Origin of the sequence: Cupriavidus sp. H19C3 (assembly GCF_049393815.1) — a bacterium.
Classification (GTDB): Bacteria; Pseudomonadota; Gammaproteobacteria; order Burkholderiales; family Burkholderiaceae; genus Cupriavidus.
The window spans coordinates 3,776,938-3,789,152 of sequence record NZ_CP184985.1 but is presented as its reverse complement, the minus strand read 5'-3'; the positions used below and the strand labels follow the sequence as shown (position 1 = coordinate 3,789,152).

At 66.5% G+C, this 12,215-nt stretch carries 11 protein-coding genes; 7 read left to right on the top strand and 4 right to left on the bottom strand.

The features are described from left to right. The first annotated feature begins 300 nt into the window (after window positions 1-300). The 6 genes from glyQ to DFLDMN_RS17515 are packed head-to-tail and all read left to right on the top strand — an operon-like array spanning window position 301 to window position 6,401. Window positions 301-1,248 (top strand): glycine--tRNA ligase subunit alpha, encoded by a 948-nt coding sequence (gene glyQ, locus DFLDMN_RS17540; RefSeq protein WP_423196140.1) that lies wholly within the window; start codon window positions 301-303, stop codon window positions 1,246-1,248. Continuing rightward, window positions 1,245-1,877 carry a hypothetical protein gene (locus DFLDMN_RS17535; protein WP_423196139.1) on the top strand — a complete coding sequence of 211 codons (633 nt, stop codon included), beginning with the start codon at window positions 1,245-1,247 and terminating at the stop codon, window positions 1,875-1,877. Before glyQ ends, DFLDMN_RS17535 begins: the two co-directional genes overlap by 4 nt. Window positions 1,878-1,913: 36 nt before the next feature. Continuing rightward, window positions 1,914-4,037: a glycine--tRNA ligase subunit beta gene (glyS, locus tag DFLDMN_RS17530; protein WP_423196138.1), complete on the top strand. Its 2,124-nt coding sequence runs from the start codon at window positions 1,914-1,916 to the stop codon at window positions 4,035-4,037. Window positions 4,038-4,072: 35 nt separating this feature from the next. Further along, window positions 4,073-4,690 carry a D-glycero-beta-D-manno-heptose 1,7-bisphosphate 7-phosphatase gene (gene gmhB / locus DFLDMN_RS17525; RefSeq protein WP_423196137.1) on the top strand — a complete coding sequence of 206 codons (618 nt, stop codon included), beginning with the start codon at window positions 4,073-4,075 and terminating at the stop codon, window positions 4,688-4,690. Then, window positions 4,687-5,439 carry a lysophospholipid acyltransferase family protein gene (locus tag DFLDMN_RS17520; protein WP_423196136.1) on the top strand — a complete coding sequence of 251 codons (753 nt, stop codon included), beginning with the start codon at window positions 4,687-4,689 and terminating at the stop codon, window positions 5,437-5,439. Before gmhB ends, DFLDMN_RS17520 begins: the two co-directional genes overlap by 4 nt. Then, a complete protein-coding gene (locus DFLDMN_RS17515; RefSeq protein WP_423196135.1) occupies window positions 5,436-6,401 on the top strand; it encodes a M48 family metallopeptidase in 966 nt (321 codons plus the stop codon). The genes DFLDMN_RS17520 and DFLDMN_RS17515 overlap by 4 nt, the downstream gene beginning before the upstream one ends. Here DFLDMN_RS17515 and DFLDMN_RS17510 read toward each other — a convergent pair. From DFLDMN_RS17510 to clpS, 4 genes are all read right to left on the bottom strand, one after another. Beyond that, window positions 6,398-7,288, bottom strand: coding sequence for a VOC family protein (locus tag DFLDMN_RS17510; protein ID WP_423196134.1), 891 nt, complete (start codon window positions 7,286-7,288; stop codon window positions 6,398-6,400). The genes DFLDMN_RS17515 and DFLDMN_RS17510 overlap by 4 nt on opposite strands. A gap of 9 nt (window positions 7,289-7,297) precedes the next feature. After that, a complete protein-coding gene (locus DFLDMN_RS17505) occupies window positions 7,298-8,293 on the bottom strand; it encodes a Bug family tripartite tricarboxylate transporter substrate binding protein (RefSeq protein WP_423196133.1) in 996 nt (331 codons plus the stop codon). 240 nt (window positions 8,294-8,533) lie between these two features. Continuing rightward, window positions 8,534-10,831: an ATP-dependent Clp protease ATP-binding subunit ClpA gene (gene clpA / locus DFLDMN_RS17500; RefSeq protein ID WP_423196132.1), complete on the bottom strand. Its 2,298-nt coding sequence runs from the start codon at window positions 10,829-10,831 to the stop codon at window positions 8,534-8,536. After that, a complete protein-coding gene (clpS, locus tag DFLDMN_RS17495; protein WP_423196131.1) occupies window positions 10,828-11,154 on the bottom strand; it encodes an ATP-dependent Clp protease adapter ClpS in 327 nt (108 codons plus the stop codon). Before clpS ends, clpA begins: the two co-directional genes overlap by 4 nt. Window positions 11,155-11,705: 551 nt before the next feature. Here clpS and DFLDMN_RS17490 point away from each other — a divergent pair. Beyond that, the gene (locus tag DFLDMN_RS17490) at window positions 11,706-11,915 is read left to right on the top strand and encodes a cold-shock protein (protein WP_423198458.1); all 210 of its coding nucleotides are present in this window, start codon (window positions 11,706-11,708) and stop codon (window positions 11,913-11,915) included. Window positions 11,916-12,215 lie beyond the last annotated feature (300 nt).

The window sequence follows — 12,215 nt, the reverse complement described above, 5'->3', positions numbered from 1 at the left end:
CCATACCTTGCGCGACCTCGCGGCTCTGTGGCCGCATAAGAAGCACTGTATACAAAATCATTATCGGCACCCACCGGCGGAGTCTGAAAGCCATGTCAGGATTTACCCGACCCGTTGCGCCGAACCGACAACTCCGGCACACCATGCATCGTGCCCGCGTGGCCCGCGCAATCCGCCACTTCCCGCTCCGGGCCCCGACGTGGCGGTTGGCGGGCAAAAACCCGATAGAATTCGGGGTTTGGCAACGCCGCGCGGGAGACATCGCGCGCACATGCCGGCCGTGTTCATTCCTGTCTTCCTATGCTGACCTTCCAACAAATGATTCTGACCCTGCAGGCCTACTGGGACCGGCAGGGTTGCGCATTGCTGCAACCGATCGATCTGGAGGTCGGCGCCGGCACGTCCCACGTGCACACGTTCCTGCGCGCAATCGGCCCGGAACCGTGGCGCGCCGCCTACGTGCAGCCGTCGCGCCGCCCCAAGGACGGCCGCTACGGCGAGAACCCCAACCGCCTGCAGCACTACTACCAATACCAGGTGGTGCTGAAGCCGGCGCCCGAGAACATCCTTGAGCTCTACCTTGGTTCGCTCGAAGCGCTCGGCCTGGACCTGAAGCAGAACGACATCCGCTTTGTCGAGGACGACTGGGAGAATCCGACGCTCGGCGCCTGGGGCCTGGGCTGGGAAGTCTGGCTCAACGGCATGGAGGTCACGCAGTTCACGTACTTCCAGCAAGTGGGCGGGATCGACTGCAAGCCGATTACCGGCGAAATCACCTACGGCATCGAGCGGCTCGCGATGTATCTGCAGAAGGTCGAGAACGTGTACGACCTGGTGTGGACCGAATGGGTCGAAAACGGCGAGACCCGCCGCCTGACCTACGGCGACGTGTATCACCAGAACGAGGTGGAGCAATCCACCTACAACTTCGAGCACAGCAACACCGACATCCTGTTCCGTCATTTCTCGGAACACGAGAGCGAGGCCCGTCGCCTGATGGGCGAAGCCGCCGAGGGCGAGAACGGCGCCGGCCAGGCCGGCACGCGCCTGGCGCTGCCCGCCTACGAGCAGGTGCTCAAGGCCGCCCATACCTTCAACCTGCTCGACGCGCGCGGCGCCATCTCCGTGACCGAGCGGGCCGCCTATATTGGCCGCATCCGCAATCTGTCGCGCGCGGTGGCGCAGGCCTACTACAACTCGCGGGAAGCGCTGGGCTTTCCGATGTGCAACGCCGGGGCCCGCGCATGACCGCCCGCGCGCGCGGCGTGCCAGGCGCCGTCCGTCGTGCCGCGCTGATTGTGGCGGCGGTGGCGGCGGCCGGGGCCGGGGCAAGCCAGGCGCTGGCCGCGCGCACGCCCGTGCCGACGCCGAGCACGCTGTACCTGCCGGCGGAACTCTCGAACGTGTGCGAGGCCGACCAGCAGGCGTTGCAGCAAGCGCTCGCCCGGCACTGGCGGCCAAGCCTGAACGCGATCGACCAATGGGCGCAGCTGGTGCGCTCGTTCTCGTGCGACCTGTCCGGCTCGCGCGATCTTGGCTGGCACCGGGTGCCGCTGCGCGCGTACGAAAGCGCGATCCGCTACCCGCTCACGTGGGTCGAGTGGGAGGAGCGCAACGGCCGGCAGCGCCGCAAGATCCGCACGTACCGCTCGGCGGCGCAGTTGCCGCAGAAGATCGATTTCTGGGTCGGCGGGCGCATCGACGAGATCCGCTACGACCGTCGTCTGCAACGGCTCGACGCACGCTTCCCCGCCGCGGGCAGCCGCGGCGCATCCGGCGTGGCCGCGCAGTGCGCGTTCACCACGCTGCAGTTCCGGCAACAGAACGGCCTCTGGCTGCTGTCCGGTGTAGAACCCAATCCCGCACCGCGCTGCTGAGCGCGATGCCTGCCTGATACCCGTTGGATACGATTCATGTCGCAACTGATGACCGATTCGCTGCTGATCGAACTGTTCACCGAAGAGCTCCCGCCCAAGGCGCTGGCTCGCCTCGGTGAGGCGTTTGCGCAAGGCCTGTTTGCCGGCCTGGGCGCGCGCGACCTGCTCGAGCCCGGTGCCGCCGTGACCCCGTTCGCCACGCCGCGCCGCCTGGCCGCGCGCGTGACCGGCGTGCGTCGCACCGCACCGGACCGCGAACAGCGTGAGAAGGTACTGCCGCTGACCGTGGCGCTCGACGCCAGCGGCGCTCCCACCGCCCCGCTCGCCAAGAAGCTGGCCGCGCTGGCCAAGTCCGTGGGTGTGGCCGAGATCGACTGGCAGACCCTGGAGCGCGCCTCCGACGGCAAGGCCGACGCCTTCTTCTACCGCTACACCGCGCGTGGGGCCGCGCTGGCCGAAGGCCTGCAGGCCGCGCTCGACGAGACGCTGGCCAAGCTGCCGATCCCCAAGGTCATGAGCTACCAGCGCCCGGACGGCACCACCGTGCACTTCGTGCGGCCGGCCCACAGCCTCATCGCGCTGTTCGGCGCCGAGATCGTGCCGGTGTCGGTGCTCGGCCTGGCCGCCAGCAACGTGACCCAGGGCCACCGCTTCCTCTCGCACGGCGCCATCGAGATCGCCCATGCGAACGTGTATGCCGACGCGCTGCGCGAACAGGGCAAGGTGATCGCCAGCTATGACGCGCGCCGCGAATCGATGAAGGCGCAACTGCTCGCCGCCGCCGGCAACGACCGCGTGATCATGCCCGAGGCGCTGCTCGACGAGGTCAACTCGCTGGTCGAATGGCCCGTGGTCTACGCCTGCCACTTCGAGGAGACCTTCCTCGCCGTCCCGCAGGAGTGCCTGATCCTGACGATGCAGACCAACCAGAAGTACTTTGCGCTGACCGATGCCGCCGGGCATCTGCGCAACCGTTTCCTGATCGTTTCCAACCTCGCCACCGACACGCCGCAATCGATCATCAGCGGCAACGAGCGCGTGGTGCGCCCGCGTCTGGCCGACGCCAAGTTCTTCTTCGACCAGGACCGCAAGAAGACGCTGGCCTCGCGCGTGCCGCAACTGGCCAATGTGGTGTACCACAACAAGATCGGCTCGCAACTCGACCGCGTGCAGCGCCTGCAGCAGATCGCGGGCCATATCGCCGATGCGATGAACGCCGCCGGCGTGACCGTCGACAAGGCTGCCGCCATGCGCGGCGCCGAGCTGGCCAAGGCCGACCTGCTGACCGACATGGTCGGTGAGTTTCCGGAACTGCAGGGCACCATGGGCACGTACTACGCGCGCCACGACGACGAAGCCGACGAGGTGGCGCTGGCCTGCTCGGAACACTATCGCCCGCGCTTTGCCGGCGACGCGCTGCCCGAAGGCGCGGTCAGCACCGCGGTGGCGCTGGCCGACAAGCTCGAGACGCTGGTCGGCATCTGGGGCATCGGCCTGCAGCCCACCGGCGAGAAAGATCCCTTCGCGCTGCGCCGCCACGCCCTCGGCATCCTGCGCATGCTGATCGAGAAGCCGCTCGCGGTGCCGCTCGACACGCTGCTGGACCTGACCGAGCAGGCCTTTGCCGGCATTGCCGCGGTCAAGCCCGCGCGCGAGGCGATCCTCGACTTCCTGTACGACCGCGTGCGCGGCTATCTGAAGGAGAAGGGCTACACCACCAACGAGGTGGAAGCCGTGGTCAGCCTGCGCCCGCGGACGCTGCACGATATCGTCGGCCGCATCGAGGCCGTCCGCACGTTTGCGGCGCTGCCCGAGGCCGAAGCCCTCGCCGCCGCCAACAAGCGCATCACCAACATCCTGCGCAAGACCGACGAGGCCATCGGCACGGTGGATCCCGCGCTGTTCCAGGAAAGCGCCGAAGGCACGCTGCACGCGGCCATCGAGCGCGTGCGCCCCGGTGTGGAGGCAGCCTTTGCCAACGGTGACTTCACGGCCGCGCTGCGCGACCTGGCGCAACTGCGCGCCGCGGTCGACCAGTTCTTCAACGACGTGATGGTAATGGCCGAGGACGCGCGTCTGCGTGCCAACCGGCTGGCGCTGCTGGCGTCGCTGCACGTGCTGGCCAACCGCGTGGCCGATATTTCCAAGCTGGCCGCCTGACCGCCCGCCCCCATGGATAGCTGACCCGCCCGACCATGCCACAGTCCCTGCCCCGCTTCGTCATCCTCGACCGCGATGGCGTCGTCAATTTCGACAGCGACCAGTTCATCAAGACCCCCGACGAATGGGTCCCCATCGCCGGCAGCCTCGAGGCGATCGCCTCGCTCAACCAGGCGGGCTTCCGCGTGGTGATCGCGAGCAACCAGTCGGGCATCGGCCGCGGCCTGTTCGAGATGAGCGCGCTCAACGCCATGCACGAGAAGATGTACAAGGCGCTCGCCAATCTCGGCGGCCGCGTCGACGCGGTATTCTTCTGCCCGCATACGGCAGCCGACGGCTGCGACTGCCGCAAGCCCAAACCCGGCCTGTTCGAGCAGATCGGCGAACGGTTCGGCATCGAACTGCGTACGGTGCCCGCGGTCGGCGACTCGCTGCGCGACCTCGAAGCCGGCGTCGCGGTCGGCTGCATGCCGCACCTCGTGCTGACCGGCAAGGGCCAGAAAACGCTCGAGCAAGGCGGCCTGCCCGCCGGCACGCGCGTGCACGACGACCTCGCCGCTTTCGCCCGCTGGCTGATCCGCGGCGACGGCGCCCCGGCCGCCCACAAGCCGGCCGTATCCGACGCGGCGCAACCCCCGGCACAACCCCGATGATCTTTATTCGTTCCCTGCTGTTCGCCATCTATCTGGCGGTGCTGACGCCGCCGTATGCGTGCGCCTGTTTTCTCGTGTTTCCGTTCATGAGCGCGGAGAACCGCTTCCGCTTCGTGCGCGGCTGGCCGCGGCTCGTGATCTGGGCCGCGCGCGTGATCTGCGGCATCGATCACCGCATCGAAGGCATGGACCGCCTGCACGCGATGCTGGACAAGCCCGTGGTGCTGCTGTCCAAGCACCAGTCCGCCTGGGAGACCGTGGCGTACGTGGCGTTGATGCCCAAGCCCCTGTGCTTCGTGTTCAAGCGCGAGCTGCTCTACGTGCCGTTCTTCGGCTGGGCGCTGGGCATGCTCAAGATGGTCCATATCAACCGCAAGGACGGCTCGCGCGCCTTTGCGCAGGCCGCCAGCCAGGGCCGCGAGCGGCTTGCCGAGGGCGCCTGGATCATCATGTTCCCGGAAGGGACGCGCACGCCGCCGGGCATGGAACACCCGCGCTACAAGAGCGGCGGTGCGCGCCTGGCGGCCGAGACCGGCGCGTGGATCGTGCCGATGGCGGTCAATTCGGGCCGCGTGTGGCCGCGTAATTCGTTCTACAAATATCCCGGCACGATCACGATCTCGATCGGCCCGGCGATCCCGTCGGCCAACCGTACCGCGGACCAGCTCAACACCGAGGCCCAGGTCTGGATCGAGGCGGAAATGCGCCGCATCGACGCCGGCAGCTACCGGAGCCAGGCCACCGCATGAAGCTGCTGCGCCCTGCCCACGATACGACCGGCGCCCAACTGGAGCTGTCGTTCGGCGACGTGCCGCCATCGCACGTGCAGGGGCCCTCGCCATCGTTTGCGCGCCCGTCCGCGCCTCCGCTCGTTCAACCGTCTGCTCATTTGCCTACACACGAAGCCGCACCCCTGCTGGCGCCGTCCGCCGAGCCCCCGCCGCCCCCCCCGGTGGCGCCGGACGGCGCGGCATGGCCGCCGTTACAGCCGAACTCCCGTGCGCTGCATATCGGCGAACGGTCGCTGCATTACACCCTCAAACGCTCGTCGCGACGGACCATCGGTTTCACGATCGACGACCGCGGGCTGTCGATTACCGCACCGCGCTGGGTCACCCTGGCCGATATCGAGGCGGCGATCCTGGAAAAACAGCGCTGGATCTTTACCAAGCTCGGTGAATGGCGCCATCGCGAAGCGCGCCGCGTGCTGCCCACCGTGCAATGGCGAGAAGGCGCGAGCCTGCCATTCCTTGGCAAGCCGATCACGCTACAACTGGAATCGCCGATGGGCGCGTTGCTGTTCGATGCGGACTCGCGCGTCCTGCATCTCGCGCTGCCGTGCCATGCCGACGAGCAACAGATCAAGGACCGCGTGCAAGGCTGGCTGCAGCACCAGGCGCGGCGCATGCTGCCGGAACGGCTCGACGTCTATGCAGAGAAGCTGGGCGTGCGCCATACCGGGTTTGCGCTGACCTCGGCGGCGACGCGGTGGGGGAGCTGCACGGCCGATGGCAAGATCCGGCTCAACTGGCGCCTGATGCATTTTCCGCTGTCGATGATCGACTATGTGGCGGCGCACGAGCTGGCCCACCTCAAGGAGATGAACCACAGTCCCCGCTTCTGGGAGACCGTGGAGTCGATCTTTCCGGAATTTCGCGACGCGCGCGCGCAACTGCGCGCGCATCCGCCCGAACTGCTGCCGACGTTCTAGGCGGCCTGCGTGAACAGCAAGGCGACGCCGTTGGCGGCTGCCGCCGGAATCAGCGCGTCGCGCGGACCGAGGTCGTGCACGGTCACGCCGTGCGCATGCCAGTGCGCCCTTGCGGCAGCGAGGTCGGCCGTGCGCAGGCGAATCGCGGCATAACCGGGCACCTCACGATAGAGGGCGGCCGGGCCGGCTGCGGCGGTACCCGTGACCCGTCCGAGCCGCGCCGCGGTCGTTACCACCAGCTCGGCGCCGTCGATGGCGATATGCAACGTGCCGTCGGCGCCCGTCGTCAGCGTGCCCCCCGTCATGGTGGCGTACACGCGCCCCGCTTCCGCCAGCTCGGCATCGGCCACCACGAGGTACATCGCGCCAATCGCTTGCGCGCCGTTGGCATGGGACATCCACTCGCGGCGCCATAGCAGTTCGGGCGTGCGATGCTCGCACACGAAGTACCGCGCCCCGGGTGCCTGGTCCACCGCGGTCACGCGAAACGTGGCGGCATGCTCGCTGCCATCGTCCAGGCGCACCGGGCGCGAGAACTCGATCGGCTCGGAGCGCGCGATTCCCGCGGCCTGCAGGCGCGCGGCCGTCGCAAATGCATCGCGGCTCTTGCACGAGGTGGCGGCACAACCGCCGCCGCGCTGCTGTGCGTCCCAGTAGTACTGGCGGCTCGGATTGGGCGCCGTCACGTGCAACAGTTCCAGATAGTCACGCGCCAGCATGATGCAGTGGTTCTGCGAGCCGAGCGTGTGGTAACCGCGCGGCGTCAGCGTAAAGCCGAGCCGCTGCCAGTTGGCCGCCGCGGCATCGAGATCGGGACAGACGACAACCGCGTGGTCGTACGGCTCGACCGCTTCGAGAGGCGCGGCCGCCTCGACGGGTGCAACCATCGGCAGTCCTTATTCGAACTGGATGTTGGCCTTGCGCGCCACCGCCTGCCACTTGTCGTGCTCGTGGCGCACCAGATTGCCGAGGTCGGCCGGCGTGCCGACGGCGATCTCGAAGCCCTGCGCCTGCAGCGCCTCGACCACGCGCGGCTGGCGAATCGAGGCGGCCAGCGCATCGTGCAGACGCGTCACCGTGTCGGGCGTCAGCCCGGCCGGGCCGAACACGCCGATCCAGGAATAGGCTTCGAAGCCCTTGAAGCCCTGCTCTGCCACGGTCGGCACCTGCGGCAACTGACGCAGACGCGCGCTGCCCGTCACGCCGAGCACCTTGATGGTCTTGGCGGCAATATGCGCCTGCACGGCCGCATAGCTGCTGAAGAAGATATCGACCTCGCCGGCCAGCACGGCCTGCACGGCCGGACCGCCGCCCTTGTAGGGCACATGCAGGAACTGCACGCCAGCCTCGGTGGCCAGCGCCTCGGCGGCCAGCTGATTGAGGCTGCCGATGCCCGACGACGCATACTTCACGCCCTTCGGATGGGCCTTGGCCTGTTCGATCAACTCGCGCACATTGGATGCCATCACACCCGGATTCGTCGCGATCACCAGCGGAAAACGCACCAACTGCGCTATCGGTGTGAAATCCTTGAACGTGTCGTAGGGCAGGTTCTTGTACGCAAAGGGGTTGATCGCGTGCGTATCGAACGCCATCAGCAACGTATTGCCATCCGGCTTGGCACGCGCCACGGCGCTGCTCGCGATCAGCCCGCCCGCGCCAGGCTTGTTATCCACCACAATGGTCTGCCCGAGCTCGCTCTTCAGGCCTGGCTGCAACTGGCGCGCCACGATATCGACGCTGCCGCCCGGCGGAAACGGCAGCACCATCGAGATGGGACGGCTGTCGGCCTGTGCGGGCAGGGACAAGGAAGCCAACGCCATCGGCGAAGCACCGAGGGGCAAGGACTTGAGCAGCAGGCGGCGAAGCCGCGTGTGGTCGGAAGGGGGCATCGGAGACTCGGGCGGTGCAATCCTGCGATCGCGGGCAAAAAGAAAAGGGCGACATGTCGCCGCCCTGTATTTTGCCCGAGGATCAGGCACATTGCAGGCGTGGTGCCCGTCTATCGCCCGCAATGACATCGTTGCCAGCCGCAATCCCGGCAATAATCGGGCGCTACGGCCCGATTATTGCCGGGTGATGGTCTGTCAGGGTCCGCTGGTGCGTCCCCTGCCGACCGTGCGTCCGCGGCCTCAGGCCTCCGCGCGCTGCTCGCTCTCCGGCGCCTCGGGCGGCTCCGGATCGGCTTCCGAGAACGTCAGCTTGATCTGATCCGCGTCGTCCAGATCCACGGCCACCTTGCCGCCGTTGACGAGACGGCCGAACAGCAGTTCGTCGGCCAGCGCCTTGCGGATCATGTCCTGGATCAGACGCTGCATCGGCCGCGCGCCCATCAGCGGATCGAAGCCCTTCTTGGCCAGGAACTTGCGCAACTTCTCGGTAAAGCTCGCTTCGACCTTCTTCTCGTGCAACTGCTCTTCCAGCTGCATCAGGAACTTGTCGACCACGCGCAGGATGATCTCCTCATCGAGCGAGCGGAAGCTGATGGTCGCGTCCAGGCGGTTGCGGAACTCCGGCGTGAACATGCGCTTGATGTCGGCCATCTCGTCGCCCTGCTCGCGCGCCGTGGTAAAGCCGATGGTCGCGCGGTTCATGGTTTCCGCGCCCGCATTGGTGGTCATGATGATGATCACGTTGCGGAAGTCGGCACGCCGGCCGTTGTTATCGGTCAGCGAACCATGGTCCATCACCTGCAGCAGGATATTGAAGATGTCCGGATGCGCCTTCTCGATTTCGTCGAGCAGCAGCACGCAATGCGGCTTCTTCGTCACGGCCTCGGTCAACAGACCGCCCTGGTCGAAACCGACGTAGCCCGGCGGCGCGCCGATCAGCCGGCTCACCGCATGGCGCTCCATGTATTCCGACATGTCGAAGCGCAGCAGCTCGATGCCCATGATGAATGCAAGCTGCTTGGCCACTTCGGTCTTGCCGACGCCGGTCGGACCCGAGAACAGGAACGAGCCGATCGGCTTGTCGGTCTTGCCGAGGCCCGCGCGCGACATCTTGATCGAGGCGGCCAGCGCCTCGATGGCCGGGTCCTGGCCGAACACCACCGACTTGAGGTCACGCTCCAGCGTCTGCAGCTTGCTGCGGTCGTCCTGGTTCACGCTCTGCGGCGGGATGCGCGCGATGCGCGAGACGATGTCCTCGATCTCGCCCTTGCCGATCGTCTTCTTCTGCTTGGACTTCGGCAGGATGCGTTGCGCCGCGCCCGCTTCGTCGATCACATCGATCGCCTTGTCGGGCAGGTGACGGTCGGTAATGAACCGTGCCGACAGCTCGGCCGCGGCGGTCAGCGCCGAGGCGGCGTACTTCACGCCATGGTGCTCCTCGAAGCGCGACTTCAGCCCGCGCAGGATCTGCACGGTCTGGTCGACCGAGGGCTCGACCACGTCGATCTTCTGGAAGCGCCGCGACAGTGCCGCATCTTTCTCGAAAATGCCTCGATATTCGGTGAACGTGGTCGCACCGATGCACTTCAGCTGCCCCGACGACAGCGCCGGCTTAAGCAGGTTGCTGGCGTCGAGCGTCCCGCCCGAGGCGGCGCCCGCGCCGATCAGCGTGTGGATTTCGTCGATAAACAGGATCGCGTTCGGATTGTCCTTGAGCGACTTCAGCACGCCCTTGAGGCGTTGCTCGAAATCGCCGCGGTACTTGGTGCCGGCCAGCAGCGCGCCCATGTCGAGCGAGTACACGATCGCCTTTTCCAGGATATCGGGCACCTCGTTCTTGGTGATGCGCCACGCCAGGCCTTCGGCGATCGCGGTCTTGCCCACGCCGGCCTCGCCGACCAGCAGCGGGTTGTTCTTGCGCCGGCGGCACAGTACCTGCACCACGCGCTCGACCTCGCTCTCGCGGCCGATCAGCGGATCGATCTTGCCGGCCTTGGCCAGCGCGTTCAGGTTCTGGGTATATTGCTCGAGCGGGCTTTCCTTGCCGTCGCCGCCCTCGCCCTCGGCATTGCCCTCGCCGTGCTTGGCCGGCTCGGACTGGTCCTTGCGGATGCCGTGGCTGATGAAGTTGACCACGTCGAGGCGCGTCACGCCCTGCTGCTGCAGGTAGTAGACCGCATGCGAGTCCTTCTCGCCGAAGATCGCGACCAGCACGTTGGCGCCGGTGACTTCCTTCTTGCCGTTCGAGGTCGATTGCACATGCATGATGGCGCGCTGGATCACGCGCTGAAAGCCCAGCGTGGGCTGGGTATCGACCTCATCGGTGCCGGGCACGACGGGCGTGTTGTCGGCGATGAAGTTCTTCAGGCTGGTGCGCAAGTCCTCGATGTTGGCTGCGCACGCGCGCAGCACCTCGGCCGCCGTGGGATTGTCGAGCAATGCCAGCAGCAGGTGTTCCACGGTAATGAACTCGTGGCGCGCCTGACGGGCCTCGACGAAAGCCATATGCAGGCTTACTTCCAATTCTTGCGCAATCATGCTTCCTCCATCACGCACTGCAGCGGATGCCCCGCCTGCCGCGCATGGGTTGACACTAGTTCCACCTTGGTCGCCGCGATATCTCTCGTGTAGATGCCGCAGACGCCCTTGCCTTCCCGGTGGACGGTGAGCATGATCTGCGTCGCCGTCTCGCGGTCCCTGCTGAAATACTGCTGCAGGATCATCACGACGAACTCCATCGGAGTGTAGTCGTCATTGAGCAGGACCACCTTGTACATCGCCGGCGGCTTGAGTTGTTGCTCTCGCCGCTCGATAACGGTGCCTGCTTCGCGTTGTGGGGTATTCGCCAGCCGTGTAGCCATGGCCTTATTCTAACCCTTACTCACAAGTCTGCAATTTGGGGAAAAGGCGCCGGATTCAAGGGGACGCCTCCCCGGAATATTCCTGCGTGCGCAAGCGCACACCCAGGCCACAAGCGTGCACGCGGCTGGTGCAATCCGCCACCGGCGATTGCCCGGTAACGGCACGATTCGCACGGCGGCCAAGCCGGGCTCCAAGGTACCATTGGCCGCCGTTTCAATCCCGCCACACCCTACGGCGAGTGGGGAATCTGCCAGCTTGACAGCCCTCCGGTTTGCCAGAAAAATCGATCGGACATTCCGGCATGGACCAGCGAGCCAAAGCGAATAAGGCCATCCGGAGTGCTTCCGTGAGCGGGGAGGCCCACGGCCCGGTAGCATGTCAGATTCCGGTCAGTTGTCCGTGCAATTGCTTGCGCAATTGCCCGTTGAGGTTCCGTCAGGGTTCGATCCGGACCCGCCCGGGGCGCAGCGGGGGCACGCTGGCCGCTTCGCGCAGCGCGCGCCTGCCTGTTTCTCCCTGCTTGAAATCTGTTATTTCGTTGGGGGAGTTTATGGCAAGCGGTATCGTCAAATGGTTCAATGACGCCAAGGGCTTCGGGTTCATCAAGCCGGACGACGGCGAAGAAGAACTGTTTGCGCACTTTTCGGCCATCCAGATGTCCGGTTTCAAGACGCTGAAGGAAGGCCAGCGGGTCTCGTTTGACGTGGTGCAAGGCCCCAAGGGCAAGCAAGCCACGAACATTCAGGACGCCGCCCAGTAAAAGCGCGCCGCGACCGTACTGGCCACAGAGCTGGCGGTCCGCAGGATGCGAGGGGGCGGCAACGCTCCCTGGGACGGGATCCCTCGCCTCGGCCTGACAATGACAGCCGCGGCATGCCTGACAGCGGTATGCCACGCATCCGACAAGAAGCCCGGTCACGCCGGGCTTCTTGCTTTCCGGCTTTCCGGCTTTCCGGCTTTCCGGCTTTCCGGCTTTCCGGCTTTCCGGCTTTCCGGCTTTCCGGTTTCCCCCTCATCCCGGCGCCCGGGCGCCGCCGAACGCGCGTTCGAGCCGGCGCGG